26 protein-coding genes and 1 pseudogene are annotated in these 26280 nt (G+C 69.6%); 8 read left to right on the top strand and 19 right to left on the bottom strand.

Features of this window, described 5'->3' with window-relative positions; genetic code table 11:
* Positions 1-5: 5 nt before the first annotated feature.
* Entirely contained in the window at positions 6-1484 is a 1479-nt protein-coding gene (locus tag AB0A90_RS02525) for an alpha/beta hydrolase (RefSeq protein ID WP_357240398.1), read from the bottom strand.
* A 150-nt stretch (positions 1485-1634) separates the two neighbouring features.
* Here AB0A90_RS02525 and AB0A90_RS02520 point away from each other — a divergent pair, with 150 nt between their 5' ends.
* Positions 1635-2339, top strand: coding sequence for an alpha/beta hydrolase (locus AB0A90_RS02520; protein ID WP_357240396.1), 705 nt, complete (start codon positions 1635-1637; stop codon positions 2337-2339).
* Between the two features lie 3 nt (positions 2340-2342).
* Positions 2343-3242: a DUF5996 family protein gene (locus AB0A90_RS02515; RefSeq protein WP_357240393.1), complete on the top strand. Its 900-nt coding sequence runs from the start codon at positions 2343-2345 to the stop codon at positions 3240-3242.
* A 108-nt stretch (positions 3243-3350) separates the two neighbouring features.
* Here AB0A90_RS02515 and AB0A90_RS02510 read toward each other — a convergent pair whose 3' ends face one another.
* Together AB0A90_RS02510 and AB0A90_RS02505 are read right to left on the bottom strand one after the other, a co-directional pair.
* Positions 3351-3761: a (4Fe-4S)-binding protein gene (locus AB0A90_RS02510; RefSeq protein ID WP_357240390.1), complete on the bottom strand. Its 411-nt coding sequence runs from the start codon at positions 3759-3761 to the stop codon at positions 3351-3353.
* Positions 3754-3906: an N-acetyltransferase gene (locus tag AB0A90_RS02505; protein WP_357240387.1), complete on the bottom strand. Its 153-nt coding sequence runs from the start codon at positions 3904-3906 to the stop codon at positions 3754-3756. Before AB0A90_RS02505 ends, AB0A90_RS02510 begins: the two co-directional genes overlap by 8 nt.
* A 143-nt stretch (positions 3907-4049) precedes the next feature.
* Here AB0A90_RS02505 and AB0A90_RS02500 point away from each other — a divergent pair, with 143 nt between their 5' ends.
* Positions 4050-4715, top strand: a complete 666-nt coding sequence (locus AB0A90_RS02500; RefSeq protein WP_357240384.1) for a hypothetical protein — start codon at positions 4050-4052, stop codon at positions 4713-4715.
* Here the strand turns inward: AB0A90_RS02500 and AB0A90_RS02495 are convergent.
* Complete coding sequence (locus AB0A90_RS02495) at positions 4639-5454, bottom strand: MerR family transcriptional regulator (RefSeq protein WP_357240382.1); 816 nt, start codon at positions 5452-5454, stop codon at positions 4639-4641. The genes AB0A90_RS02500 and AB0A90_RS02495 overlap by 77 nt on opposite strands.
* Positions 5455-5633: 179 nt before the next feature.
* On the opposite strand from AB0A90_RS02495, the pseudogene AB0A90_RS02490 reads away from it, so the two are divergent.
* From AB0A90_RS02490 to AB0A90_RS02480, 3 genes and pseudogenes are all read left to right on the top strand, one after another.
* Positions 5634-6087: pseudogene (locus AB0A90_RS02490) on the top strand (LLM class flavin-dependent oxidoreductase); the annotation flags it as partial.
* Positions 6088-6376: 289 nt separating this feature from the next.
* Complete coding sequence (locus AB0A90_RS02485) at positions 6377-8569, top strand: alpha/beta fold hydrolase (RefSeq protein WP_357240379.1); 2193 nt, start codon at positions 6377-6379, stop codon at positions 8567-8569.
* 107 nt (positions 8570-8676) lie between these two features.
* A complete protein-coding gene (locus AB0A90_RS02480; RefSeq protein WP_357240376.1) occupies positions 8677-9495 on the top strand; it encodes a type II CAAX endopeptidase family protein in 819 nt (272 codons plus the stop codon).
* Between the two features lie 102 nt (positions 9496-9597).
* On the opposite strand, the gene AB0A90_RS02475 is transcribed toward AB0A90_RS02480, so the two are convergent.
* The 8 genes from AB0A90_RS02475 to AB0A90_RS02440 form a co-directional block, all read right to left on the bottom strand.
* Positions 9598-10335, bottom strand: a complete 738-nt coding sequence (locus AB0A90_RS02475) for a GPP34 family phosphoprotein (RefSeq protein ID WP_357240374.1) — start codon at positions 10333-10335, stop codon at positions 9598-9600.
* Positions 10336-10339: 4 nt separating this feature from the next.
* Complete coding sequence (locus AB0A90_RS02470) at positions 10340-11089, bottom strand: MerR family transcriptional regulator (RefSeq protein WP_357240371.1); 750 nt, start codon at positions 11087-11089, stop codon at positions 10340-10342.
* A gap of 719 nt (positions 11090-11808) precedes the next feature.
* Entirely contained in the window at positions 11809-12462 is a 654-nt protein-coding gene (locus AB0A90_RS02465; RefSeq protein ID WP_357240368.1) for a response regulator transcription factor, read from the bottom strand.
* Positions 12459-13613: a histidine kinase gene (locus AB0A90_RS02460; protein ID WP_357240365.1), complete on the bottom strand. Its 1155-nt coding sequence runs from the start codon at positions 13611-13613 to the stop codon at positions 12459-12461. Before AB0A90_RS02460 ends, AB0A90_RS02465 begins: the two co-directional genes overlap by 4 nt.
* A gap of 14 nt (positions 13614-13627) precedes the next feature.
* Positions 13628-14377: an ABC transporter permease gene (locus AB0A90_RS02455; RefSeq protein ID WP_357240362.1), complete on the bottom strand. Its 750-nt coding sequence runs from the start codon at positions 14375-14377 to the stop codon at positions 13628-13630.
* A complete protein-coding gene (locus AB0A90_RS02450; protein ID WP_357240360.1) occupies positions 14374-15270 on the bottom strand; it encodes an ABC transporter ATP-binding protein in 897 nt (298 codons plus the stop codon). The genes AB0A90_RS02455 and AB0A90_RS02450 overlap by 4 nt, the downstream gene beginning before the upstream one ends.
* A 148-nt stretch (positions 15271-15418) precedes the next feature.
* Positions 15419-16324 carry an LLM class flavin-dependent oxidoreductase gene (locus AB0A90_RS02445; RefSeq protein ID WP_357240357.1) on the bottom strand — a complete coding sequence of 302 codons (906 nt, stop codon included), beginning with the start codon at positions 16322-16324 and terminating at the stop codon, positions 15419-15421.
* 110 nt (positions 16325-16434) lie between these two features.
* A complete protein-coding gene (locus AB0A90_RS02440) occupies positions 16435-17454 on the bottom strand; it encodes an aldo/keto reductase (RefSeq protein ID WP_357240354.1) in 1020 nt (339 codons plus the stop codon).
* Between the two features lie 152 nt (positions 17455-17606).
* On the opposite strand from AB0A90_RS02440, the gene AB0A90_RS02435 reads away from it, so the two are divergent.
* Positions 17607-18185 carry a TetR/AcrR family transcriptional regulator gene (locus AB0A90_RS02435; RefSeq protein WP_357240676.1) on the top strand — a complete coding sequence of 193 codons (579 nt, stop codon included), beginning with the start codon at positions 17607-17609 and terminating at the stop codon, positions 18183-18185.
* Between the two features lie 215 nt (positions 18186-18400).
* Here the strand turns inward: AB0A90_RS02435 and AB0A90_RS02430 are convergent, their stop codons facing one another.
* Positions 18401-19168: an SDR family oxidoreductase gene (locus tag AB0A90_RS02430; protein ID WP_357240352.1), complete on the bottom strand. Its 768-nt coding sequence runs from the start codon at positions 19166-19168 to the stop codon at positions 18401-18403.
* A gap of 108 nt (positions 19169-19276) precedes the next feature.
* Here AB0A90_RS02430 and AB0A90_RS02425 point away from each other — a divergent pair, with 108 nt between their 5' ends.
* On the top strand, positions 19277-19876 hold the full coding sequence (locus AB0A90_RS02425; RefSeq protein ID WP_357240349.1) for a TetR/AcrR family transcriptional regulator: 600 nt from the start codon (positions 19277-19279) through the stop codon (positions 19874-19876).
* A gap of 145 nt (positions 19877-20021) precedes the next feature.
* Here the strand turns inward: AB0A90_RS02425 and AB0A90_RS02420 are convergent, their stop codons facing one another.
* From AB0A90_RS02420 to AB0A90_RS02395, 6 genes are all read right to left on the bottom strand, one after another.
* Positions 20022-20951: a serine hydrolase gene (locus tag AB0A90_RS02420; protein ID WP_357240345.1), complete on the bottom strand. Its 930-nt coding sequence runs from the start codon at positions 20949-20951 to the stop codon at positions 20022-20024.
* Positions 20944-21528 (bottom strand): hypothetical protein, encoded by a 585-nt coding sequence (locus AB0A90_RS02415; RefSeq protein ID WP_357240342.1) that lies wholly within the window; start codon positions 21526-21528, stop codon positions 20944-20946. Before AB0A90_RS02415 ends, AB0A90_RS02420 begins: the two co-directional genes overlap by 8 nt.
* 246 nt (positions 21529-21774) lie before the next feature.
* Entirely contained in the window at positions 21775-22275 is a 501-nt protein-coding gene (locus AB0A90_RS02410) for a SigE family RNA polymerase sigma factor (protein ID WP_357240339.1), read from the bottom strand.
* Complete coding sequence (locus AB0A90_RS02405; protein ID WP_357240336.1) at positions 22268-23146, bottom strand: hypothetical protein; 879 nt, start codon at positions 23144-23146, stop codon at positions 22268-22270. Before AB0A90_RS02405 ends, AB0A90_RS02410 begins: the two co-directional genes overlap by 8 nt.
* 412 nt (positions 23147-23558) lie before the next feature.
* Positions 23559-25463, bottom strand: a complete 1905-nt coding sequence (locus AB0A90_RS02400; protein ID WP_357240334.1) for an FtsX-like permease family protein — start codon at positions 25461-25463, stop codon at positions 23559-23561.
* Positions 25463-26197 carry an ABC transporter ATP-binding protein gene (locus tag AB0A90_RS02395; protein WP_357240331.1) on the bottom strand — a complete coding sequence of 245 codons (735 nt, stop codon included), beginning with the start codon at positions 26195-26197 and terminating at the stop codon, positions 25463-25465. Before AB0A90_RS02395 ends, AB0A90_RS02400 begins: the two co-directional genes overlap by 1 nt.
* Positions 26198-26280: the final 83 nt, after the last annotated feature.

The raw sequence follows: 26280 nt of genomic DNA, 5'->3' as shown, positions 1-26280 counted from the left end.
GTTGTTCAGCTGGGCTGGCAGGTGGTGTCCCGGGCCGGCATCTTGCCTTCGACCAGCCAGTCCGTGGTGATGTGGAGCGCGCAGGCGTTCGTGTGGACGAGGAAGACGCCGTGGCCGCTGTCCTCGGCTGTCACCAGCTTTGCGCGTGCGGCGAACTTGTCACGCAGCAGCTTTCCGCCCGCCCACGGGGTGACCGGGTCGTGGCGGTTCTGCAGGATCAGGATGTTGGCCGGGCCATTGGCGTCGACCTTCACCGGAGGCTCGTACGGCTCGTGCTTCCAATAGGCACAGGGCGTGATGTTGGCAGTCGCGGCGCCGAACAGCGGGTACCGCTCGCGGTCCTCGGCGACGACTCGGCGGTAGGTCGCCACGTCCTCGGGCCAGTTGACGTCGTTGCAGGTGGTCGCGAGGAACGCCGTGAAGGCGTTGTCGCTGGGGTTCGGCGGCGCCGCTTGCCTCGTCGCCGGGGCTTGGGCCGGGTTGAGGTACGTCTGCACGGTGCGCGCTGTCCGCCCGTACGACAATTCGCTGTAGAGGCCGGAGAAGGTGAGGTACCGGAGGACGGCGCCGTCAACACCGTCTGGCGCGGGGGTCAGGTCGAGCCGCTGGACGATCCCCAGGAAGGTCTGGCGGACCTGCTTCGGCGTACGACCCAGGCCGTACGAGTCGTGCCGGGTCGCCACCCAACGGGCGAAGTCGGGGAAGGTCTGCTCGAAGCCGAGCCCGAACCGGCGCATGCCCGCCGGGTCGAGGTGGGTGTCGCCGACGTTGCTGTCGAAGACGATCCGGTCGGTGGTCTTCGGGAACAAGGAGATGTACGTCGCGCCGAGGGCGGTGCCGTAGGACGCTCCGTAGTAACTGGCCGTCTTCTCACCGAGCACCGCCCGGACCCGATCCAGGTCGCGGGCCGTGTTCGCCGTGGTGATGTGCCGCAGGCGGCCGTCCTTGTCAGCGGCGGCGCACTTGTCGGCCACCTGCTTCGCGATCGCGGCCTGCCGGGTCACCGCGGCGTCGTCGGCCGCGTACGGCGGAACGTTGGCCCAGTACGGATCCTCGAGCGTGAAGCCGCAGCTGATCTTCGTCGAATGCCCGACCCCCCGGGTGTCCATGCCGATCAGGTCGTACGCGTCCGTGACGGTGGTCGGCAAACCCCGACTGACCAGGAAGGCGCCTTGGTCGATCCCGATGCCGCCCGGCCCGCCCGGGTTGAGCAGCAGGATGCCGCGCCGTTTGGCCGGATTGGTGCTGGCGATCTTCGAGATCATGATCTCGATCTGCTCGCCGTCCGGGTCGCGGTGGTCCAGGGGTACGGGGATCTTCGCGCACTGCACCGCGACCGGCGCCGGCATCACGACTTCGGCCGGGCAGGCCTCCCACGTCAGCGTGGGCGCGACTTGCCGGGCCACAGCCGCCGGCTCGGCCACGACAAATGTGCCGAGCAGGGCAATCATCCCGATCAGCGCCGCGCCATGTCTTCGGTGCATGTACAGCCTCCTGCGTCGTCCGTCGGCATTCGGTGTCATGCGACACCATGTCGCGGGAACACAGTCAAGGCCTTGACCCTGTTCGGAGAACATGGTTTCTGCTGGGCCGGAGCCGCGACCTGTCCGGCCGGCCCGATGAGAGGAACTGAAGTGAAACCCACAATCGTCCTGGTGCACGGCGCGTTCGCCGAGGCCGCCAACTGGGGCGGCGTCATCCAGCGCCTACTCGACGACGGCTACCCGGTCATCGCCGCGCCCAATCCGTTGCGCAGCCTGTCCGGGGACGCCGCCGTCGTCTCCAGCATCCTGAGCACGATCGACGGGCCGGTCGTGCTCGTCGGCCACTCGTACGGCGGGGCGGTCATCTCCAACGCCGCCGTCGGACACGACAATGTCAAGGCGCTCGTTTTCGTCGCCGCCTTCGCCCCCGAAGCCGGCGAGAGCATCGGCGCGTTGTCCGGCAAGTTCCCCGGCGGCACCCTGGGCGGGACTTTGCGGGAGGTTCCCCTGGCCGACGGAACGGTCGATCTCTACATCCAGCAGGATAAGTTCCATCAGCAGTTCAGCGCCGACGTCCCGGCCGAGCGGTCCGCCATCGACGCGGCCACTCAACGTCCGCTGAACACCACCGCTCTCAACGAGGGATCCGGCGACCCGGCATGGACGAGTGTGCCGTCCTGGTTCGTCTACCCGGAGCTGGACCACAACATCCCGCTCGAGGCTCACCGCTTCATGGCCAAGCGGGCCGGCGCTCGCGCCGCCGTCGAACTCGCCGGCGCGTCGCACGCGATTCCCGCGTCGGAGCCGGTTGCGGTCGCCGAGATCATCCTCGATGCCACCCGATCGATCGGCTGAACCGTGGAGACAACGATCAACAACTTGTGGTGGCCCCGGCTGCGCGTGGCCGACTGGACCGAGACCCGCGACACCCTGCACATGTGGACCCAGATCGTCGGCAAGATCCGGATGGCGTACATGCCGTCGGTCAACCACTGGTGGCACGTCACGCTCTATCCCACAGCCCGCGGCCTGACCACGTCGGCCGTGCCGTACGACAGGGGCGTCTTCGACATCGAGTTCGACTTCGTCGACGAGCGGCTGCGGGTGCGCACCAGCGACGGCGGCTCGCGCGATGTGGTTCTCGAGCCGAAGCCCGTCTCGACGTTCTACCGCGAGACGCTCGAGGCGTTGGGCGCGCTCGGCCTGAAGCCCGGCATCCACCCCGTGCCCAACGAGGTCGAGCTGGCGATCCCCTTCGCCGAGAACGACCGGAACTGCTCGTACGACGGGGAAGCCGCGCGTCTCTTCTGGCGGCAGCTGCTACAGGCCGAGCGGGTGATGAGCCGCTTCCGTTCCGAGTTTGTGGGCAAGGCCAGCCCGGTGCACTTCTTCTGGGGTGCGATGGATCTGGCCTACACCCGCTTCTCCGGTCGGGTCGCCCCGCAACACCCCGGCGGCGTGCCCAACTGTCCGCCGTCGGTCATGCACGAGGGCTACTCGCACGAACTCGCCAGCTTCGGTTTCTGGCCGGGCGGTGGTGAGGAGGGCGCCTTCTATGCGTACGCGTATCCGGAACCGCCGGGCTACCGAGAGCGTACGGAGGCGTACTACGACAAGACCCTGCAGGAGTGTGTGCTTCCGTACGAGGAGGTGGCCGAATCGGCCGATCCCGACGCGACACTCCTCGAGTTCCTCCGCGCAACCTACGGTGCCGCCGCCGACCTGGCCGCCTGGGACCGCTCGTCAGTGGAGGCGTGACCGTCGCGTCCCCTGGACGGGGTTCAGGGGACGCGACGCCGGCCGCCGAGCCTTGCCCGCCGCCGTCAGCTGCCGGGCTGGCCAGGAGCTCCGCGCGCTCGACGGCCGTCAGGTGCTGCGGCACGCGTTGTCGCAGAACGGTCGCTCCAATGATCGGCCGCAACCGCACAGCGTCATCCGGTGTTTCGGGTGAGGTCGCGGACCGGCGCCGGTCAGCGTCAGGTTGCCGTGCAGCAGGATCTGCCCACGCTCGTTCGCGGTCACGACGGTGGGGTCGGGCGGTGTCTCCTCGACGCCCCCGTCGTGCCGGGTGTATTGCAGTGCGCCGCTGGGGCAGCGTTCCACGACGGCGACCAGCGCGGCGGCGCCGGCGTTGTCCGGGGCGATCCAGGGCCGTGCGGCGACATCGAACACCTCCGGGAGCCCTCGCACGCACTCGGCGAAGTGCAGGCACCGGTCGCGGTCGAACGTGACCGTGATGTCGGATCCCGGGTACGACTTCAGATCCGGCTCACTCATCGTGCTCGCCCAGAACAGTGCGGGAGCTCTGGCCGCGACGGGTCAGATCCTGATACTCCGGGTGGATCTTGATGAACCTCGCGAAGAACGGGCACGCCGGCACCACCCGCAGGCCCCTTCCGCGTACGTCGACGTCGTCGTTCATCGTGTCAGCCAACACCGTGTGGTCGGAACACGGTCAAGCACCACCGGTCGGTACGCGGGCGGGTCTTCAGAGGCGGCGTTCTTCGAGGTTCATGGCGATCAAGGTCCGTCCCCTCCGATTGACTGTGTCCCGAGGACACGGTCTTGAATGACCGGGTGTTCGACGATTGGCGGCGGCGCCGAGCCATCCAGCGCATCAAGGCCGGGGACGGGCGCGCGCTGAAGAGATTCCGTTGGTGGCAGTCGCTGTCCCGGTCCCTGTTCTACCTTCCCGCGGACGCCGGCGCGGGCCGGCCGGTGGAATACGCGGTCGACGTGAACCACATGAAGAGCAACGACAACCTCGACACCGAAGCCCACCTGTACCGCGACGGCCGGCGCTTCGAGCGGGCGAGGCTCCCTGTGGTCTTCCCGATCGAGGGCGGCGCGATCGAGGTGAGGACGTCGGCCTTCGGCCTCCGGCGGTGCCACTTCGTCGCCGCCGACGGGACCGAGCAGCAGCTCGTGCCGGATCCGCGCTCGGCCGAGGGGCGCCGCGCCCGGCTCGACCGTGAGCGTCCGTTGCTCAGCCGCTGGATCGGCGTGATCTCCCTCGTCCTGATCGTCGTGTCGCTGGTCCTCGGCCTTCCGCAGACCGTCGAGTCGATCTCCCGGTTCCCGCCGCTGGCCGAGCGGTTCGGTGTTCTCGAGTCGCCGATCGACGCGTCGGCCTGGCTCAACATCGCGCTTGCGGTCAGCGCGACGGTGGGTAGCACCGAGCGTGCTCTGCGCCTGCGGTACAACCGATGGCTGGACGCGGTGGCGGACTGACGGCGGATCGGGCTTCCGTCCGCAACTGCTGGCGGGCCAGCTCTTTGGCGCGGTGGATGACGTCGAACTGGGCCTCGTTGTGGAGTTCCCGCAACGCGTCGACGAACGTCTGCCGCGTCACGGCTCCCCCCGACGACACGTGCGCCATCGCGTCGTTGTCCATCCACGGATAGTCACGAAGGGTACGGACCAGGGACGGCGCATACTTCTCGGCGAGGTGCTGCCGCGTCGCCTCGTCGGCGTCCGCGGGCAGCGCGTCGAAGTCGGCGCTGACGTCGTCGTCGTCGCTGTTGTTCTCCACCGCGTGCCGCACGTCGGCCAGGGCCTGGTCGTCGAAGAACTGCGTGTACATGTGGATAAGTGAGCGATCGGCCTCGGACAGGCGGGCAGCGACGGGCTCGAAGCCCGGTGGCGTGTCAGGCGGCGCGTTCTCGCTCAGGATGGCCGCGATGCTCTGCCGGGCCTTTTCCAGCCGTTCGATGGCGGCCGCGTGGTCGACGTCGATCTGCTGGAGCGTCTCGGGGGAGCCCGCGCTCGGCTCGTTGATCCGGGACAGCGGCACGCCCAGCTCGACCAGCCGGCGGATGTGCAGCAAGCGTACGAGATGCGATATTTCGTACTGTTTGTAACCGTTGTGGCGGCGATCGGGCTCCTCGAGCAGGCCCAGACGATGGTAATGCCGGATCGTGTTCACCGTGGTGCCCGCGAGTGTCGCGAGTTCGCTCGTGCTCCAGGCCACGTCGATCCCCTTCCCGGCCCCTCGGGTGCGGACCTCGGCCGCAGGCGACAAGTACCGGGTGGTACTCAAGAAAGCCCGAGGTTAACAGCTGATTGCCGGCCGGCCTGAGCGTTCCCCGTCACTCTCGCGGGTCCTCGGGCAGGGCTCCGCGATGACGTTGACTGTGTGGCCAGCACACGGTGGGCCTCGACGTGTCCACCACCGGCGAGCACCACAACGTGCCCTTCGTGCCGTCCTCGCCGACCACCATGCTCGGCTGGATCGCCGCCCGTACCGAGAAGCTGCTGTTGAGCACGGCCACGACGCTGATCACCACAAACGACCCGGTGAAGATCGCCGAGGACTACGCGATGCTGCAGCATCTGTCGGACGGGCGGGTCGACCTGATGATGGGCCGCGGCAACACCGGTCCGGTCTACCCGTGGTTCGGTAGGGACATCCGGGCCGGCATCCCTCTGGCCATCGAGAACTACGCGCTGTTACGCCGGCTGTGGCGGGAGGACACCGTCGACTGGTCGGGTAAGTTCCGTCGCCAACAACACCCTCTGGCCCACCTCGCATACCCAGCGCATGGTCGGGCTCTACCGCGAGCGTTTCGCCCACTATGGCCACGGCGACCCCGACCGGGCCATTCGCCGCCCGCAAACCGGCGCACGTGCCGGACGCCCCGACGCACGAGTCCCTGAAGAAGGCTGCGGCCACGGCGACGAGCACCGACTGAACACCCCCGGGGTCCACCCGTGAACCGCCACGCCGATTCACGACGACCTGGGCAGACCGTCCTCTGGCAATCCGTCCGGGTACAGAAAATCCACGCTCAGGTGATCATCCTCGGTCGGGCTGGAGACTGCTCCCAGCGCAAACCGTGTTCCACGAAAACAGTCAAGGCGATAGCGCCGGACGGGCGCGGCGGACCGACCGCTTGACCCGGTTCCTGGAACAGGGTGTCGCATACGGGAATACATTCATGAAAGGAGCCGGCATGACACTGGAAGCTGCGATCCGTTCCGACGACGCGGCGGCGGTGGCGGAATTGCTCGAGTCGGGCGCAGACCCGCACCGCCGCGGCGCCGAAGGCCTCACACCCCTGATGGTCGCCTCCGGTCTCGGTCGGCAACGCCTGGTGGAGCTGTTGCTGGAGGCCGGCGCGGACGTATTGACGGTCGAGCCGCGCATGGGCGCCACGGCGTTGCACAAGGCGGCGCAGGCCGGTGCCGACGGCGTCATCGGCCTGCTCCTCGACCATGGCGCCTTCGTCGACCAGCAGTCGCCCCGGCTCGGTCACACGCCGCTGATGGACGCGGTGCAGTACAAGCACGAGGCGGCGGTCCGGCTGCTACTGGCCCGCGGAGCCCATACCTCGGTGCGGAACCACTGGCAAGAGACGGCGCTCGACCTGGCGGTGCGCGACGGCTCGGAGGCAATCGCCGCTCTCCTGCACGCGCGGACCGCGGCTGACGCCGACCGGATCCGGTCGCTGCAGGTGACGGCGGCGGTCAAGGCCGGCGACCTCACCGCAGTGCAACGGCTCATCGGGGCCGGTGCGGACCTCGACGAACGAATGCCGGCCGTCGGCGATCACGATGACGACTACACGCCGCTCGGGATCGCCGCTCGCGACGGGCACATCGGCATCGTCCGCGTGCTGCGTGAGGCCGGTGCGGATCCGCGCCGGCTCAACGGGCTGATGGGCGCGACGCCGGGCCATGAGGCCGCCTTCGCCGGGCACGCCGAGGTCGTCCGGGCTCTGACGACGCGAGGCCCCAGCGGTACGGCGACGCTCGAGATCGACGCGCAGGGCGCCTACAACGGCTTCACCGCCTTGCACGACGCGGTGTGGCACGGGCACCGGGAGGCAGCACAGGCCCTGGTCGAGGCGGGCGCCCGCCTCGACCTCACCTCGCACACCGGTCACACACCCCGGCAGCTTGCGGTCCTCTACGGCTACGACGATCTCGCGGCGTACCTGGCCGAGGCCGAGAGCGAAGCCGTACGGCCATCCCCCTTTGCCTTCCCCGAGGCCGCGCTCGACGATCTGCGCCAGCGGCTTCTGCGTACGCGATGGCCCGATCCCGAACCGGTGGAGGACTGGAGCCAGGGCGTGCCGCTGCGCAGGCTTCGAGCGCTGTGCGACTACTGGCGGGACGGCTACGACTGGCGGGCCTGCGAGGCCCGGCTGAACGCGCTCAGTCCGTCGACGACGCGCATTGACGGACTCGACATCCACTTCCTGCACCTGCGGTCGCCCGAACCGGAGGCGATGCCGCTCGTGATGACCCACGGCTGGCCCGGTTCGGTCATCGAGTTCCTGAAGGTGGCGCCGATGCTGGCCGACCCGCGGGCCCACGGCGGCGACCCCCGGGACGCGTTCCACGTCGTCCTGCCCACGATGCCCGGCTTCGGACTGTCCGGCAAGCCGACCGAGACCGGGTGGGGCCCCGATCGAGTCGCGGAGGCTTGGGTCGAGCTGATGCGGCGGCTGGGCTACGACAGCTTCGGCGCGCAGGGCGGTGACTGGGGGCACGCGGTCACGACCGCGCTGGGCGCCATCGGCGAGCCCACCGTGCGAGCCATCCACTCCAACATGTTCCCCACGTACGGCACCGAGGAAGTCACCGACGAGCAGGAGGAGCGCGCGCTGCAACGCTGGCGCGACTTCCAGGCCAACGAGTCGGGCTACCAGCACGAGCAGATCCAGAGCCCTCAGACGATCGGGTACGCGCTCACCGACTCGCCGGTGGGGCAGGCGGCCTGGCTCTACGAGAAGTACGAGCAGTGGACCGACTACGACGGCGATCCGGAGAACCTGCTCAGTCGCGACGAGATGCTGGACAACATCACGTTGTACTGGCTGACCGGCACCGCCGCCTCCTCGGCTCGCATCTACTGGGAGAGCTTCCGCACCTACCGCGACCCGAAGGTCGAAGTGCCGGTCGGCGTCAGCCTCTTTCCCCGCGACATCTATCTCGCCAGCCGCCGCTGGGTGGAGCAGCGTTACCCGAACCTCGTGCACTACAACGAGCTGCCCAGGGGCGGACACTTCGCCGCCTGGGAGCAACCCGAGCTGCTGGCCGCGGAGGTGCGTGCCAGTTTCCGTCACGTCCGCCAGAGATAAGCAATGCAGAGGACCGACCCTTCGTGAACTCGACGCCAACCATCGCTCCCCCCGACAGCACCACCCGTCCCTTCGGTACTCACATCCGGATGGCCTGGTGGAAGTCGGTGATCGTCATCGCCGCGATACCCCTGACGTTGCTCCTGCTTCAGATCGTGCTCTATCAGCTGGCCAGTTCGATCGAGGGGAGCGACCCTTCCGAGCCGACGCTCACCCCGCTCAAGCTGCTGGCGGCCAATCTCAGCACCGGCCTGACCGCGCTGCTCGCCGTGGTGCTCGTCTCCCGGTTCGGGGAGGTGCCGTGGCGCACGATTTTCAGCTCGCCACGGCACTTCGACAAACGGCGCCTGGCGCTCTATTTCGGCGGTTCCGTCGTGCTCGTCGGGGCCGGCCTCGCCGTCGGGGCGACCTTTGCGCCCGACGCCATGAACTGGGTGGGTTTCGGGTTCACCGGCACCACCACGGCGCTGCTGGTCGTCGTAGTCGTCTCCACACCGATCCAGTCGGCCGGCGAGGAGATCATGTTCCGGGGCGCGATGCTCCCGGCGGCAGCATCGTGGTTCCGCGCCGTACGGCTGGCGTTCATCACCGGACTCGTGGTCTCCAGCCTCGCGTTCGCCCTCACGCACGCGGCCGGCGACCCTTGGCTGAACGGCTACTACCTGCTCCTGTCGGCCTGCACCGCCCTGATGGGCTTGGTCAGCCGCGGACTCGAGGCCGCGATGGCATTTCACGTCGCGAACAACGTGGTCGCAACAACCATCAACGCCCTCATGGCCGGAGGCGGCGCCATCGTCGTCGACCGCACGGAGGGCGCAGGCGGCGGTCCTGCCCTGATCATCCTGGCCGTCGTCAACCTGGCAGTGCTCACGTTCGTCTGGCTTCGCGAACGGTCGCGTCGCATCGGTCCGGAGCGAGGGGTGTAGTTCGTTCAGCGCTTGGCCGGGACGGCCGCCGCGAGTATCACGTTGTTGACGGTGCTCGCGGCGGAAGCGGGCGGGGTCGGCGCCGGAGAGCGGCTTCAGTCGTTACTGGTTCTGCGGCGGAAGAACAGCCGCAGCGACGATCACGTTGCTGACGATGGTCGCGGTGATGGTGCGGGCGACCGCTTCGGCGGCAGCCTCGGCTCCCCAGTTGCCCTGCTCGAGCTTCCGGGCGCGGGTGATGACCGAAGAGGTCCAGGGGATCTCGGGATCGAACTGCGGAAGCGTACGGCTTCCCGACAGCAACGCCGCGAGCGCGACGACCCGGGGTTGTGGCTCCACACCGTCGACCAGCACCGCCCGCACGTCGGAGAGCAGACCGGCACGCCGGCCGGATCCGCCGTCCTCGAGGACCTTCATGTCGAACACGCCGAGCGCCTTGGGGATGGACTCGCGGATGTCGCCGCGGATGATGAGCCGGTCGAGCATCGGGCTCCGCAGGGTCGGCCCGATCGCGGCGAGTGTGGCCTGCACACCGCGAGGCTTCACGGCAACGTAGTCCCACACCGATCGCAGAACGTCGTCCGCGGGGGGACGGTCCGCGACGGCCTCCACCCGGGTCGATCCTCCCCAACCGGGGATGGTTCGCACATGTCCGCCGAGGCCGAGATCGGCGAGCACCGCACCCCCGAGAACGTAGACGAGCGTGTTCTCGCCGGCGATGACACCGGTGCCCCGCATCCCCGCGTTCGGCTGGAACAGAAGCAACAGGAGGTCTTCGCCCAAGGTGGCGGGCCCGAGCTGAGCCATGGTGCCTTCCTTTCGATTCGGGATGCTACGCACGAGGTCAGGCCGGAGGGTCCAGCCCCTGGTCGCGGCGCAGTTGCTCCTGAGCGAGGATGCTGGCCCGGCCCAGCACATCGACCTGGGCGGGGTTGTAGAGACCGACGACGGCGTCGATGAACATCTGGCGCGTGACGTGCTGGCTCTTCGACAGATGCCGGGCGGGGTCGCGCAGCCAGGGATAGTCGACCAGATGCTGCGCCAGGAGCCCGGCGAGCTTCTCGGCGAGGTTCTGGCGGGTCGCCTCGTCGGCGTCGGGTGGCAGGGTGTCGATGTCGTGGCTGATGGGATCCGTGTCGGCGTCCGCCATGCGCCGCAGGTCCTTCATCACGTCCTCGTCATAGAGTTGGGTGAAGACGTGGATGAGCGAGGTGTCGGACACGGTCAGCCGCGCCGCGACCGACTCGAAGCCGGCGGGCGCGTCGGCTGGCACCCCGTCGCGCAGAATGATCGCGATGTCCGAGCGGGCTCGGCGCAGACGCTCGACCTCGGCCGCCAGGTCCGCGTCGACCTGACGCAGCACTTCCGGGGCGGGGGCGCCGCCCGAGGTGATCGCGCCGATCCGGGACAGGGGCACGCCCAGCTCCACGAGCCGCCGGATGCGCAGGAGGACGACGAGATGCTGCACCCCGTACTGCTTGTATCCGTTCGGCCGGCGCTCGGGCTCGTCGAGCAGTCCGAGCCGGTGGTAGTGCCGAATCGTGTTCACCGTGGTGCCGGCGAGTTCCGCGAGCTCACGGGTGCTCCAGGCCACGTCGATTCCTTCCTGGGTCTGACCCGGCGGTCGGCGGTCAAGTGCTGGCTCGCAGTCGACACCGTGTTCCCACCACAGAGTCAATGCGCGGATAACTCGGATCTTGAAACTTCCGCAAGTCGCGGCTGCGCTTCGAACACCGCCGTGTCCAGCTCCGTCGTCCGGGCTGGTGCGTGCCGACGTGCGCAGAATCGGAGGCAACGATGCGAAGGGCTTCCCGTGCCTGACCCGGTATCCGGGTGCTGGCGGCCATCGGCAGGTCGGGTTTCCGGGCATCCCGCGGCGATCAAGCCGCCGGCGCCTTCCCGGGCACCTCGGTGCCGGAGGCCCAGTTGGTCGGCACCACCGGACGGATCCACCACTTCAAGGGACCGGGTGGGCAGTCCACCCGCGACGGCTCGCTCATCACCGAGAAGAAGCCTGCCGAGAGCGCACGGCCGGGGACCATTCCTTCTCGGCGGCCAAGCGCGGCTACCGATCCCGGCATCGCCGGCCGGAAAGGGGCCTGGCGGTCTGGCGGACGTTCGCCTGGACGGCTGCGAAGATCGGTGTCGAGCCTTGAGTGAGCTCGAGTATCTGCCGCCTCAGGCGGGGCTCGTGCAGTAGTTCCAGGAGAGTCGCCGGTCCAACAGGTGGTCGAATTAGCTAAATTACGACATTTTTTGGCGACAGCGTAACAAGGATGACTTTTGCCAAGAACATTCCTGCCCTTCCGCCCCTCAGCGAGGCTGGACCAGGCCATTGTCGTACGCGAAGATCACCGCCTGGATCCGGTCACGGGCGCCGATCTTGAACAGGACCCGTCCAACGTGCTTCTTCACTGTCGACTCGGTCAACGTGAAGCGTTCGGCGATCTCGGTGTTGGTGGCGCCCTGGCCGATCGCCTCGAGCACCTCGCGCTCCCGCTCGCTCAGCGTGCTCAGGCGGGGATTCTCGGAGGTGGCCGGCGCCGGTTCCTGCAGGTAGGCGTCCATCAGCTTGCGGGTCAGGCTGGGGGCTACCACTGAGTCTCCGCTCGCGACGGCGCGGATACCGGCGATCAGTTCCTCGGGGCGCGCGTCCTTGAGGAGAAAGCCGCTCGCTCCGGCTCGCAGTCCGGCGTATACGTATTCGTCCAGATCGAATGTGGTCAGGATCAGCACGCGGGTGCGGGAACCGGACGCGGTTATGCGGCGGGTGGCCTCGATGCCGTCCATGCCGGGCATGCGCACATCCATCAGCACCACGTCGGGCCGGGTCTGATCGACTTTTCGCACGGCCTCGGCGCCGGTGGCGGCCTCACCCACCACGGTGATGCCGGGGGTGCCGTCGAGCAGCATCTTGAAGCCCATTCGTTGCAACTGCTGGTCGTCGACGATCAGGACGGTGGTCATGAGGGCTCCTGGAGGACTACGTCAACGAGCCAGCCGTTCTCCACCGGGCCAGCGGTCACTACCCCGCTGTACATGGCGGCGCGTTCGCGTATGCCGAGCAGGCCGTGGCTTGGAGGGGCCGGGATGGCACGGCCGTTGTCGAGAACGCGTACCCGTACCTCGCCGCGGCAGGCAGCGAGAGTGACTGTCGCGGACGCGCTGCGCCCCCCGTGTTTGAGGGTGTTGGTGAGCGCTTCCTGGACGATGCGGTAGACCGCGAGCTGCAGCCCCTTGCCGAGGGTGTGCAGCTCGCCCGAGGTGGAGTAGGTGACTGGCAGCCCGGCTGCCCGCACGCTCGGCAGCAGCCGGTCGAGATCGTCGATGCCGGGCTGCGGCCTCAGCTGCGGACCAGGGTCACCCTCGCGCAGCACGCCGAGCACCCGGCGCAGCTCCGCGAGCGCCTGGCGGCCGGTCTCGCCGATCAGCCGGAGCGGTTCGGCGGTCTGCTCCTGCCGCGATCTGGCGAGGGCGGCGCTGCCGTCGGCGAGGCCGACGATCACCGACACGTGGTGGCCGACGATGTCGTGCATCTCGCGGGCCACCCGGGCCCGCTCGTCAGCGACGGCCAGGCGGGCCTGCTGATCCCGCTCGATCTCGAGGCGGGCGGCCCGGTCCTCCAGGGCGATGAGGTACGCCCGGCGGGTGCGCACCGCGACGCCGGACGCGACCGCGGCCGCCTCTGTGCCGATCGCCAGGAGCAGGGTGGTGACGCGGTTCTCCGTCACCGGGTTGATCAGGTAGATCTCGGCGACCAGCAGCGCGAGGGCGATCCCGGAGGCCCAGGCCAGCGACCGCCATGCACCTCGGGAGGCCACCCCGAAGAGCATCACGAGCAGGATCACTCCGGCGCCGACGCCGACGTCCAGCAGTCCCTCGATCAGCTCGATGGTCGCGGCGGCCAGGAACGCCGGGAACGGGTACCGCCGCCGCCAGTAGAGCGGTGGCAGCAGCACCAGGGTCGCGATGGTCGCCGAGAGGGGTTCCTCGATGATGTTCGGGATGCTGAAAAGCACGATCGGAACGGCTACCAGGGTGTCCATGACCCACGGGTGGCGTCGGTCGAACGCCCGCAGCCGTGCCTGCCGGTCCACGAGCCATCCCTGCGTGCTCATCGCCCGAGTCTCCCTTACGCGTCGGTCTTCTTGAGCCGATAGGCGGTAGCGGCGAGCGTCACGACCACGTACCCGGCGAAGACCGCGAGACCGGCCCACGGACCCAGCGTGCCGTCCGTGGGAGCCAGTGCCATCACGGCGCTGCCCGCGTTGCTGGGCAGGTAGGGGGTGACGGCATCGGCGATCGAGTCCGGTAGCAGCGGGGCCAGACCGGGCACGACCAGCAGCGCGCCGGACAGGATCGCGATGGCGCCGGCGCTGGACCGGACGAGCATGCCGAGCGCGACGCCGAGCACCGCGACCAACCCCAGATAGAGGCCGGCGCCGAACAGGGCCCGCGCGACGCCCTCGGCACCGAGGCCCAGACTGTCGACCTTGTCGTTGAGCACGGCCGACCCCAGGGCGAAAGCGGCGAAGGCGGCGATGGTCATCGTCACGAAGGCGGCTGCCCCGGCCACGAGGCTCTTTGACCACAGCACCGGCAACCGGCGCGGCACCGCGGCCAAAGTCGCCCGGATCATGCCGGTGGTGTATTCGCTCGCCCCCAGCAACGCGCCGAGCACACCGACGGACAGGGCTGCCAGGGCGCTGCCCGACAGGGCCAGGTCGATCGGGGTCAGGTTGTCGCCCGAGAAGGACGCCGAGGCGATCATGCCGAAGGCGATGAGGAGGAGGGCGGAGATGCCGGTCGTGATCCAGGTGGAGCGCAGGGAGGAGAACTTGGTCCATTCGGCGGCGGCGACGCCACCAGGGGTGATCTTCATCGGGAGGCCTCGTATTCGACAGCGTCGCGGGTCAGGTCCATGAACGCCTCTTCGAGGGAGGCGTTCTGCGGGGTGAGTTCGAACAGTGGGATGCCGCGGGCGGCCGCGGCCAGCCCGATCTTGCGGGCGGAGGTGCCGGCGACGAGCAGTTCCTCGGCGCCGGTCGAGGTGACGGTTATGCCCGGGCCGGCAATCGTCGTGCGCAGCGCGTCGGGGGCGGGAGTGACGACCCGGACGCCCTCGGCGGTCACGAAGTCGGCCACGGTGGTGTCGGCGAGCAGTCTGCCCCGGCCGATGATGACCAGGTGGTCCGCGATCAGCGAGACCTCGCTCATCAGGTGTGAGGACAGCATCACGGTGCGGCCCTCGGCGGCCAGGCCGGTGAGCAGGTTGCGCACCCAGAGGACACCCTCGGGGTCGAGGCCGTTGACCGGCTCGTCGAGCATCACCACGGCCGGGTCACCGAGCAGGGCGGCGGCGATGCCGAGTCGCTGGCCCATGCCGAGGGAGAACGCACCGACCCGCTTGTGGGCGACGGCCGAGAGGCCGGCAAGGTCGAGCACCTCGTCCACGCGCGAACGCGGGATGCCGTGCGTACGGGCCAGGGCCAGTAGGTGGCTGACCGCCGTCCGGCCGGGGTGTGCGGCCTTGGCCTCGAGCAGAACGCCGATCTCGCGCAGTGGTGCCTGCGACGACGCGTACGGCTTGCCGTTGACCAGCACGTCGCCGGAGGTCGGCGCGTCGAGGCCGACGATCATCCGCATGGTCGTCGACTTGCCGGCGCCGTTGGGGCCGAGGAATCCGGTGACCTGTCCGGGCTTCGCGGTGAACGACAGGCGGTCGACGACCGTCTTCGCACCGTATCGCTTGGTTACTTCGCGCACCTGAATCATGCTCACCACGCTAGGTCCGGGCACAGCCCCCATCGTGGTACCGCGGTCGGCATTTCCGGCCCGGCGTTGGTACCCAGGTTCTACTGGCCATCGCTACGTAGGGGTGTTTCACCGACGCGAACGCCGCCCCGCCCGCCCGGGTCGGAGATCAGTTCAGCTCGACCCGCCGGGGCAGCTGTGCGGTGGACGGGGTGATGAGCTCATCGGCGACCCAACGCGCGACGCCAGCGGGGTAGGGCGCCGGCAGTGTGAGCACGATGTGCCCGAAGCCGGCACCGATCGCCCTGCCGATGGCGTCCTGGGTGAGCCCGGGCTGGTCGTAGGAGACGGGCAGGTTGATCGAGCGGGTGATCGACGCTGGGTCGCGGCCGATTTCGGCGCAGTAGCGTTCCAGCAGGGCGCTGCGGCTGACGGCGTCGTCGATGTCTCCGCTGGCGATGTTCCAGATGTCCGCGTGCTCGGCGACCACCCGCAATGTGGCGGCGGAGCGGCCACCGACAACGATCGGCGGGTGCGGGCGCTGCACGGGCTTGGGGCTGGCGAACGCGCCGGTGAGGTCGACGTACGTTCCGTGGAAGTCGAACGGCTCGTTGTCCGTCCAGAGCCGCCGGATGACCGTGAGCGCCTCGGCGAGGCTGCCCACGGCGTCGACGGTGTCGGCGAAGGGCAGGCCGTGCGCGGCGTACTCCCGCCGGGCCAGGGGGTGACCAGGCCGTGACCCGACGCCGATGCCGAAGTCGAGGCGCCCGCCGGAGACGATGTCGACGACCGTGGCGATCTTGGCGAGCATCGCGGGAGGCCGGAAGCGGTTGCTGGTCACCATCACGCCCAGTCGCAGCCGCTCGGTCTGCGCGGCGAGGGCGGAGAGCAGTGTCCAGCCTTCGTACGCCGGTCCGCCCGGGTCGCCGCCGATGGGCATGAGGTGGTCGAACAGCCACGCGTGCTCGATCTCGGCGATGGCGTCCGCTTCCTGCCATACCCGCAGGATGTCGTGGTAGCCGACGTGCATCGGGGCGGTCATGAGCCCGAAGCTGGGCGAGGGCTTGCTTGGCATGGGTCCGTGCGTCCTTTCGGTGCCGAGCCGGGAAGATCTGGCGGGTCAGGCGGCAGTCGGACGCTCGGGCGCACGTCCGCCTGCCGCCTGGTCACTGGCGTGCCGGGTGGTCAGCGGCGGCGCAGTGTCGGCTCGAGCAGAGCGGGTGGGGTGTCGTTCTTTTCGTGGGCGGCGAGGTCGACACCGGGGGCCACGATCGCGTCGATGGCGTCCAGCACGTCGGCCGGGAGGACCGTGTCGGCGGCGGCGAGCTGCGAGCGGAGGTGGTCCGTCGTGCGGGGGCCGATGATCGCGCTGGTCACGCCCGGGTGCGCGGTGACGAAGCCGAGGGCGAGTTGGATGAGGCTGAGGCCGGCCTCGTCGGCGACTGTGGCGAGTTGCTCGACGGCGTCGAGCTTGGCGCGGTTGGCGGGGATGCTGATGTCGTAGCGCTGCTGCATGAAGCCCGAGCGGTTCGTGCTGATGTCCTGGCCGGCGCGGATCGCGCCGGACAGCCACCCCGATGCCAGCGGGCTCCAGGCGAGTACGCCCATGCCGTACTCCTGGGTCGTGGGCAGCACGTGTGCCTCGATGCCACGCTGCAGGATCGAGTAGTTCGGCTGCTCGGTCACGTAACGGCTCAGACGTCCCTCGCGGGCGGCCCACTGCGCCTGCACGATGCGGTAGGCGGGGAAGGTCGAGGAGCCGAAGTAGCGGATCTTGCCCGCGCGCTGCAGGTCCGTCAGCGCCGACAGCGTCTCGTCGTCGCTGGTCGTCGGATCCCACCGGTGCATCTGGTAGAGGTCGACGTGGTCGACGCCGAGGCGGCGCAGGCTGTTCTCCAGCGCGGTGACCAGCCAGCGGCGTGAGCCGCCCCGCTGGTTGCGCTCGTCGCCCATCGGCAGGGTCGCCTTGGTGGCCAGGACGACGTCGTCGCGGCGACCGGCGATGGCCTTGCCGACCATCTCCTCGGACTGGCCGCCGCTGTAGACGTCGGCGGTGTCGATGAGATTGATCCCCGCCTCGAGCGCTGCGTCGACGATGGCGGTGGCGTCCTGCTGGGTGGTGTTACCGATCCTGCCGAAGTTCATCGCGCCGAGTACGAGGGTGCTGACCTGCACACCGGTGCGGCCCAAGGTGCGGTACTGCATGACTGGTCTCCTTCACGTCCGGCGGTCCACGGTTTGGTGGCAGCCCGTCCGGTCAGTATGGTGAGCAAGCGGAACGCTGTTCCGATAACCAACATACGGAACTGTGTTCCGGTTGCCAAGTGACGTGACGGAGGTAACGCGACGTGGCCGACATCGACAACGGCTCGGCGCAACCGGCCCCGCGCAAGCGAGCCGACGCCCGGCGCAACGAGAGGGCCCTGCTCGACGCCGCCGCCGCGGCGTTCGTCACCTCCGGCGTCGACGTCCCCGTGCGGGACATCGCCGTCCGGGCGGGCGTCGGCGTGGGCACGATCTACCGCCACTTCCCCAGCCGGGCCGACCTCATCGTGGCCGTCTACCGGCACCAGATCGAGGCGTGCGCCGACGCGGGACCGGCCCTCCTGGCCGACAGCGACACCCCGTACGCCGCCCTGGCGCGGTGGATCGACCTGTTCGTCGACTTCCTGGTCACCAAACACGGCCTCGCCGCAGCGCTACAGTCCGACGACGCCACCTTCCAGACCCTGCACGCCTACTTCCTCGACCGGCTCGTCCCGGTCTGCGGCCAACTCCTCGACGCCACCGTCGCCGCCGACGAAATCCACCCCGACCTGGACGCCTACGGGCTGCTGCGCGGAGTCGGCAATCTCTGCATCGGCGCGGGCAACGACCCCCGCTACGACGCACGCCGCCTGGTCGACCTCCTCGTCGCCGGGCTTCGCGTCCGCTAGGTGCGGTGTTCAGGAACGTTCACCGGGTGTCCGCCGCCCGGGCTACGGGTGGCGATGGTGGCAGCCGCGACCAGGTCACGGCGCCCGGAAACCGGCGGTGCGGGCAGTGGTAGAGGTCTCCGGTGTGAAGTTCCAGCTTGGTCGCTGAACCACGCACCGGAGACCTCTCCGCAACATCGACGCCACCGACGAAACGCGACCTGGTCGGCCCGTTCTCAGAGCGCGGTGCCGCCCGAAGCGTCGATGACCTGACCGGTCACCCAGCGCCCCTCGTCGGAGGCGAGGAAGGCGATGATGCTGGCCACGTCGTCCGTCTCGCCGAGCCGGCCGAGGGCTACGCGTGCCGTCTGCTGCGCCGCGAGTTCCGGATTGTCGACCAGGTATTGGCTGTTCCGGGTCATGACGATGCCGGGTGACACCGAGTTGACGGTGATTCCGCGCGGGCCCAAATCCAGCGCCATGTCGTAGCTGAACCAGTTCAGCGCCGCCTTGCTGACGCCGTAGGCCAGCAGATCCGGGCTTCCGACTCTGGCCGCGGTGCTGGAGACGTTGATGATCCGGCCGCCGTCGCGCAGTCGCGGCAGCGCGAGCTTCGTGATGAAGAACGGCGCCTTCACGTTCACGGCCATCACCTGGTCGAACTCGTCCTCGGGGAGGTCGGCCAGCCGGGCGAAGCTTCCCCTGCCGGCGTTGTGGACGAGGATGTCGATCTTCCCGTCGGGCACGACTTCCCGGCCCGCCTTGTCGAAGGTTTCCCAGAAGCGAGCCGCGTCGCCGGGTGTGCCCAGCTCGGTGTGCACGGCGAAGGCACGTCCGCCGTCCTTGCGGATGCGCTCCACCGTGTCGCGGGCCGCCACCTCGTCGTGGCCGTAGCCGACGGCGACCGTCGCCCCGTCACGGGCGAACCGCTCGACGGTCGCCCGGCCGATCCCGTGACTGCCGCCGGTGACGACGGCCACTTTGTTCTCCAGTGCTCCTGACATGACCGCTCCTTTGTTGAATGATCGCTCAAGAGGAACCGTAGCTCGTTCTTGAGTGATCTACCAACAAGTCGCCGACCCACTTTTGAACGATCGCTCTAGAATGGGGTCATGGGCACACCAGAGGTACGGCGAGGCCGGCCGCCGACCTTCAACCGGGCGGCGGCACTGGCGGCCGCCACCCGCCTGTTCTGGGAGAACGGGTACGAGGGGACCTCGATCAACGACCTGACCCGGGAGATGGGCATCCGGCCCGGCAGCCTCTATGCGGCGTTCGGGGACAAGAGGTCTCTGTTCAACGAGGTCATCGAGGCGTACGGTCGCTCCCCGGCCGGCGAGTTCATCTGGGCCGCCATGGCCAGGGAGCCGACGGCCTTCGATGCTTTCCGCCGCATCCTGCTCGACGCGGCGGCGATGTACACCGACGCCGAGACGCCGGCCGGAAATCTGCTCTGCAGCGCGGCCGCGGCCGACACCGATGTCGCCACCTACATGCGCGACCTGCGCAACGCCAGCGTCGGCACCTTCGAGAAGCGCCTGACAACCGCCCGGCACGAGGGCGAAATACCGGCGACAGCCGACCCCCGCAAGCTTGCCGCGTATTTCACGGCCGTCATGCACGGCATGTCCCAGCGCGCCCGGGATGGCGCCACGGCGGCGGAGCTCACCGATACTGCGGAACTGGCCATGGCCGCCTGGCCGGCGCGCTGACCAGGGCGCGTACCGCACGGCCCGCAAGGCCGAGGACGGCATGGGGGCGCGCGGCCGCGGGTGGGCACGGTGGAAAGCACTGATCGTGTACGCCGACTGACCTCGTCCAGGTGGTAGCCGACGTGGGGCAGTTCGGATGTGCGGCCTACCCCTGTGAAGGACCGTCGTCGGCGGTGGCGGCGCGCAACTCCTTGAGCACGTACGTGGCTGCCTTCTCGACGACGCGGATGCCCTCCTTCTGGCTCACGTGATGGTCGGAGAGCACGGCGATCAGCCAGTCGTGACGAGCCTCGACGATCCGCCCGATGCTGTTGACCAGCCAGCGGCCCCCGTCGACGTCGGCGGTGTCCCAGCCGTTCTTGACGTACTCGGAACGACTGCCCGGCTCCCGCGCGGCGGTGACTCCCCATCGCTGCTCGGGGATCACCTTCTTCATGAGGCCCATGACGAAGGTACGGTCCTGCGGGGTCAGCGGTCCCGTCGGCGACGTCAGCGCGGTCAGCAGACGGAGCTGGTCGGCAGCCGTGGTCGTGGTGAGTCCCCAGTGCGTGTTGGGCTTGGTCTCGCGCAGACCGAGCACGCGGTTCGCGGCGGTGAGGCCACGCGAGCCCTCGATGCGCTGCCACAGGGCGACCGCCGCGTCGTTGTCACTGGACACGATCATGACCTCGGCCAACCGCCGGGTGTCAGAGCCCAGGGCCTTGCCCGGCGGGTTCTGGCGCAGCAGAAGGGCCGCGAGGATGTTGACCTTGACGATGCTGGCGGTCTCGAACCGTCTGGCGCCGACCGTCACCGCGGCCGTTCCTTGTCGGTCCAGTGCCGCGACCGCCAGGTGGCCGTCGTACCGCTGCACGTAGGCCTTGATGCGCGTTCTCGCCTGGTCGATCCGGTCGATGGCCGGCGTGGTGGGGATCGGACTGGCCGGGGATGGACCGTGCGATGCCCCGGCCCCGGCCCCGGCGCCGTCGCGGGCGCGCGTGGCGCCGAAGGCGGCTGTCGCGACGCCGGCCAGTGACATGGTGGCTGCGGAGATGACCCAGCGGCGCGGCAGCTGCCGCCCTGCGCGTTCAGTCAAGGCGGGCCACCGCCCTCGCCGCGATCTCGTCCACCACGACCTGGCTGCCCGGATCGGGCAGGCGGACCGTCGAGACCGTCTCGCCTCGCTTGAGCATCACGAAGTACGTGACGGTGTTCGGGGTGTCCGCGTGCGCGATGCGACCTCGAACGAGCATGCCGGTGCCCTTCAGGTAGTGCGGGTCGACGACGTCGAACGAGACCTGTGATCCGAGGACCGGGTAGCTCGCGCACCGCAGGAGGACCCGACGGACGTCCTCGACGTTCCGCTCGGCCCATCCAGGTTCGTACGTCTCCACGACGTGGTGGGCCGGCGACGAGCCGTCAGACAGCCGGTAGTAGCGCTGCACGGCAGCGCGCCGATGTGACTTGGCCGGGTAGTCGCTGCTCTTGTAGTTGGGGCAGCTGCCCTGCTCCCACGGCCACTGCGGCAGACCGGTTCGCGCGTCGTCCTCATGCCAGTCCGCTCCCAGATCGCCCGCCACCAGCAGCCGGCTCGGATCGCCCCGTTCCGCGTTTGCGGTGTGCAGCTCGTCGGGGCCGACACCGGACTCCCCCCGATGGCACCCTGCGGCCATCACCAGCAACGCCGACAGGACCGCGACCGCACCTCGGCCTCTGCCGCGAATCCGGCCTCGGCTCGTCCTGCTGCTCGATACGGACACCGAAAACCTCTCCCACACACAGATACTTGCCACCGCGGGTGGCGCTTCAGCCGACGACGCGTGGCGGCACCTTCGTCGCCGCAGCACCGACGCGGCGGTTGCCGGCCGACGGTTCGACACCATCGGGATCCGCCACACCCCGGCCGCAGACGGGACCGGTCAATGGCGTTCCTCGGCGAACAGCTCGGAACGGGTCTCGCCGAGCAACTCGCGCAGGCGGTTGAGGGAGCGCATGCTCTGGCTCTTCACGACGGCGGTGGAGACGCCCACAACCTCGGCGGTTGCCTCCACGCTCAGGTCGTCCCAGTAGCGCAGGACGATGATCGCCCGGTCCCGCAACGGCAGGGTGGCGACCGCATCCAGCAACGTCATGCGCAGCTCGGCAGGGTGTTCCTCACCCCGCTCCGGCGGCGCCGACATCGCCAACTCGCGGCTGGAGCGACGCCGTTGCTGGTCGATCATGCAGCGCAGCAGGATCTTGCGGGCGTACGCGTGGGGGTCGTCGGCCCGGCGGACCCGCCTCCAGTTGGCGTACACCTTGGCCAGCGTCGTCTGGGTGAGGTCCTGCGCGAGATGCCAGTCGCGGCACATCAGGAACGCGGCGTCGCGCAGCCGGCCGGCGGCCGCCTGCGCGAACTCCACGAAGTCTTCGTCAGCCATTCGACCGGGCCAGCTTCGGGAACCTCTTGGTCCCGTTGATGACGTACTCGGCCGGTAGTGTCGTTCCCCAGATCGGGTTGGCGGCGATCTCGATCGCCTCCTTCACGGAGAGGGCGGGCGGTGCCGGCACGGTTCCCTTGGCGTCCCAGACCAGACAGGTGGAGATCGTGAGATCAACCTGGAGGCCAGCGCGGTGGTGCACGGTGACCATCTGGTTCTGCACGCAGTTGTCGGGTACTTCGGTCAGCTCCACAGTCCCCGGGGCGGGGTCGCCGCCGAGGCGGTCCCGGTAGATGGCGAGCCGCAGCATGCCCGGTCCGTCGCCTCGGTCCAGGTAGAGCTGGACGTACGGCATCCCGGGCCCCGCCCCGCTGCTCTCCAGACTCGCATAGCCGCTGGTCCTCCCCTCGGGCAGCAGCCGGGTCAGCAGTTCCAGGGCACCCTGCGGTGTGGTGGTCAGCAGTTCGCCGTCCGGCCCCTCCCCGATCCTCACCGTGTCGATCACCGTGGTCGACGGGGTCGGCGACACTGATCGAAAGGGGTCTCGTCCGGCGCCCTGCTCGAACCCGCCCGGAGCACCACCGGAGGACCCAGCCGGGGACGGCGTGGCGGTGTCGACCGATCCGCTCGGCAGACCCACGTTCGGACCCCCGGGCTGACCGGCGTCATCCGCTCCGACGCCGAGCGGCCCGGCGGCCAGGCCGATCACGAGCAGCATCGCCAACGCCGATCCGCCGGCGCCGAACTGCGCCAGGCGACGCTGGCGACGAATTCGTCGGCCCTGCACCACCGACTGCTGGACCAGGTCACCCAGTGGCGGGGCGGGATGTTGGGCCAGGTCGTCCCGGAAACGCCCACGCACGTCGCCCATGTCCGTTGTCCCTCCTCGGCCGACCGCCGGCAGTGGCGATCCGTCACTGACCTGACGAGTTGGCCAGCCGATTTGGTTACCGGGTTTCGGCGCGAATTCTCAGCCGCCCGGTCGACTGACCGGGGTGCCTTCAGAACGCGCGCACCCAGCGACACAGAGTCACGTTTTCCCTGCCAGGGGCCGCTACCGCGGAAGGGCGGCGGGCGCGTCACGTCCCGCCAGTGCTAGGCGTCGTATCTGAAGGGATGTGCGGCTTGCCGGGAACAGCGCGCCGGACGTGGCAAGCCCAGCACCCGCCAGGAACTCCGAGCGTGGACCAATCTCACCGCCGACGACGGTGGGAAGTCGCTCGCTCCGACAACGTCTGGGCGAGGAACCACAACACCACCGACAACCCGGTGAACGTCAGTGGTCACAGCACTAGATGTGGAGCCTTGCGCGTACGGATACCGGCCGCTGCTGCGGCCACGGTGAGCAGCAGGCAGGTGACGCCGATGCCGAGCAGCGGGAGCCATGGGATGGTGATGGGCACGGCGACGCCGACCAGGTCGGCGGTGATGGCGCGGCGTACGAGCCAGCCGAGCAGCAGGGTGGTGGCACCGCCCAGCAGCAGGCCGGTGCCGCCGACGAGGGCGGCCTGCCAGATGGCTGCTCGCCGGACCTGGTCGGGGGTCGCGCCGAGGAACCGGACCAGGTCGCGTTGCCGGCGCCGCTGGGATCCGCCGATGAGGGTGGCGTTGACGATCGCGATGGCGGCGTAGAGGCCGGCCGGTCCGAGCAGGATGGTGAGGCCGAGGTTGTTGGCCTGGCGGGTCTGGGCCGTGGTGGCGTCGATCCAGTCGCCGGAGTCGAGCATCCGGCTGTCGGTGCCGGCGAGGGTGCGCTGGAGGGAGACGCGCGCCGCGGCGGCGTCGGCGCGCGGTAGGACGAAGACCGTCCCGGTGGCACGTTCGCTTGCGGGCGGGAGCAGGCCGGCCGGGATGACGAGATCGCCGTACAGGTCGGGTGCGTCGGGGATGACGGCGACGACCCGCAACGGGACCAACTCGCCGGCGATCCAGACCGGGAGAGTGCCGCCCAGGCCGACGCCGGCGTCGATGACCCCCGAGGCGGTGACCGCCACCACGCGTCCCTGGAAGTCGTCGAGGGTGCCGCGGGTGGCGGTCAGGCCCCGGGCGGCGGAGGCGGTGACGGGGTCGAGGATCTCGACCTGATCGCGCACGCCGGGACGGCCCTCCTCGTCACGCTGGAGCATGCCCTGCCGGCGTACGTCGGCGATCGCGACGGCCTTGTCGGACGCGACCGCCGCCGCCGCGGCCGGACTGTCCGCCTCGACGACGAGCGGTGCGCGCAGCCGGGCCCGGTCCTGCGCGGTCGTCCAGTCGGCGAGGAAGCTGAGGGACAGCAGCAGCGACCCGGCGATGGCGGAGATGGCCACGACCGGGGCGGCGACCGCGGCGGTGGTGCGGGCGGCGGCACGCACCTCGTCGCGGGCCATCCGGGCCGTGACGTCCCGGGCGACGAACGGGCGGGCGAGCAGGGCGGCGAGCCGCGGGATGACGGCGTGGCCGATGCTCATCAGGCCAATCACGACCACCTCGGGCAGCAGGATGGAGGCGATCAGGGCGAACAGCGGCGGCATCTCGGCGACGACGACGACCACCACCACCAGGCCGCCGAAGCACAGCGTCGCGACGGCGAGCTGGAGAATGCTCGGCCGGGTTCGTTCGATCGTGGCCTCCCGCAGGGCGGCGCTCGGGGCGATCCGGGCGGCGCGGCGCGAGGATCGCCAGACCCCGAGGAGCGCGATCACGGCACCGGTGGGCACGGCGACCGCCCAGGCGATCCACGGGCGCGGCGCCCGAAGGTCGAGCGTGGTGATCCCGATGGCCTCCACCAGCCAGAGAACGGCGGGGGCCAGCGCCGTGCCGAGCAGACCGCCAACCGTGGTGGCCGCGGCCGCGACGACGAGGGACTCGCCCAGCAGAAGCCGGCGCACCTGCCCTGGCGTCGCGCCGACCAGGCGCAGCAGGCCGAGCTCGCGCCGGCGGCCGGCCACGACGAAGCCGAACGTGCTGCTGACCACGAACAGCGCCATGAACGCCGAGATCGCCGACATCATCCCGAAGACCGCGGCCAGGTCGTCGAGTTGGGCGCGCTGGTCGGTGGTGACGCCGGGCCGGCCGCCGGTGGCGTCGACGCTCCCGAGGAGCGTCACGGTGACGGCGATCAGGACGACGCCGAACAGCAGCGCGACGAAGGCGCCCAGGTAGCCGCGCCATGAGCTGCGCACCGTCTGCCGGCTCAAAGTCAGCATCATCGCTCCAAGTCGGTCATCGTCGCGGCGATCTGAGCGGCGTCGGCGTGCGTGAGGTGACCGACGATCTGCCCGTCGGCGAGGAACAACACCGCGTCCGCGTACGAGGCAGCCAGTGGATCGTGGGTCACCATGACGACGCTCTGGCCGCCGTCGGCCAGCGAGCGCAGGAGTTCCAGCACGTCGCGTCCGGTGCCGCGGTCCAGGGCGCCGGTGGGTTCATCGGCGAACAGGACGTCGGGCCGACCGTGCAGCGCCCGGGCGATCGCGACCCGCTGTTGCTGGCCGCCGGACAGCTCCGATGGCCGGCGCCTGGCGTGTTCGGCAAGGCCGACGTGAGCCAGGGCGGTCTGCACGGCGGCCGGGTCGACACGGCGTCCGGCCAGGCGGGCGGGAAGCGCGACGTTTTCGAACGCGGTGAGCGCGTCGAGAAGGTTGTAGGACTGGAAGACGAACGCCATCGACGTGCGCCGGAAGCGGGTCAGCGCGGTCTCGTCCAGCTTGTCGAGCTGAGTGTCGCCGACGAGCACCCGCCCGCCGGTCGGCCGGTCGAGGCCCGCGGCGAGCTGCAGCAGGGTGGATTTTCCGGAGCCGGACGGTCCCATGATCGCGGTGAACGTGCCGCGTTGGAACACATGGGTGACGCCGCGCAGCGCATGCACCGTGCCGGCGCGCGAGCGGTAGGTGCGGGTGAGGCCGTCGAGCGTGACGGCCGCCGGGGATGCCTGGTTCATGCCCTGAGTACACCTGCCGGCGCGGCCCACCACACGGGCTTCGACGCGACTTCGGGGGTAGCGCGCACGCTACCCCGCCCGGC

Origin of the sequence: Micromonospora sp. NPDC049204, assembly GCF_040647935.1 — a bacterium.
In the GTDB taxonomy this organism is placed as follows: Bacteria; Actinomycetota; Actinomycetes; order Mycobacteriales; family Micromonosporaceae; genus Micromonospora.
The sequence above is the reverse complement of the archived record's forward strand: the minus strand, read 5'-3'. Positions and strand labels throughout refer to the sequence as shown.

Bases quoted from the DNA above. Each gene is read 5' to 3' on its own strand.
- AB0A90_RS02510 (WP_357240390.1), bottom strand. From the start codon at position 3,761: ATGAGTGAGCCGGATCTGAAGTCGTACCCGGGATCCGACATCACGGTC.
- AB0A90_RS02400 (WP_357240334.1), bottom strand. From the start codon at position 25,463: ATGCTGACTTTGAGCCGGCAGACGGTGCGCAGCTCATGGCGCGGCTAC.
- AB0A90_RS02405 (WP_357240336.1), bottom strand. From the start codon at position 23,146: ATGGGCGACGTGCGTGGGCGTTTCCGGGACGACCTGGCCCAACATCCC.
- AB0A90_RS02440 (WP_357240354.1), bottom strand. From the start codon at position 17,454: ATGCAGTACCGCACCTTGGGCCGCACCGGTGTGCAGGTCAGCACCCTC.
- AB0A90_RS02410 (WP_357240339.1), bottom strand. From the start codon at position 22,275: ATGGCTGACGAAGACTTCGTGGAGTTCGCGCAGGCGGCCGCCGGCCGG.
- AB0A90_RS02395 (WP_357240331.1), bottom strand. From the start codon at position 26,197: ATGAACCAGGCATCCCCGGCGGCCGTCACGCTCGACGGCCTCACCCGC.
- AB0A90_RS02425 (WP_357240349.1), top strand. From the start codon at position 19,277: ATGGGCACACCAGAGGTACGGCGAGGCCGGCCGCCGACCTTCAACCGG.
- AB0A90_RS02455 (WP_357240362.1), bottom strand. From the start codon at position 14,377: ATGAAGATCACCCCTGGTGGCGTCGCCGCCGCCGAATGGACCAAGTTC.
- AB0A90_RS02445 (WP_357240357.1), bottom strand. From the start codon at position 16,324: ATGCCAAGCAAGCCCTCGCCCAGCTTCGGGCTCATGACCGCCCCGATG.
- AB0A90_RS02430 (WP_357240352.1), bottom strand. From the start codon at position 19,168: ATGTCAGGAGCACTGGAGAACAAAGTGGCCGTCGTCACCGGCGGCAGT.
- AB0A90_RS02525 (WP_357240398.1), bottom strand. From the start codon at position 1,484: ATGCACCGAAGACATGGCGCGGCGCTGATCGGGATGATTGCCCTGCTC.
- AB0A90_RS02460 (WP_357240365.1), bottom strand. From the start codon at position 13,613: ATGAGCACGCAGGGATGGCTCGTGGACCGGCAGGCACGGCTGCGGGCG.
- AB0A90_RS02450 (WP_357240360.1), bottom strand. From the start codon at position 15,270: ATGATTCAGGTGCGCGAAGTAACCAAGCGATACGGTGCGAAGACGGTC.
- AB0A90_RS02465 (WP_357240368.1), bottom strand. From the start codon at position 12,462: ATGACCACCGTCCTGATCGTCGACGACCAGCAGTTGCAACGAATGGGC.
- AB0A90_RS02415 (WP_357240342.1), bottom strand. From the start codon at position 21,528: ATGGCCGCAGGGTGCCATCGGGGGGAGTCCGGTGTCGGCCCCGACGAG.
- AB0A90_RS02505 (WP_357240387.1), bottom strand. From the start codon at position 3,906: ATGAACGACGACGTCGACGTACGCGGAAGGGGCCTGCGGGTGGTGCCG.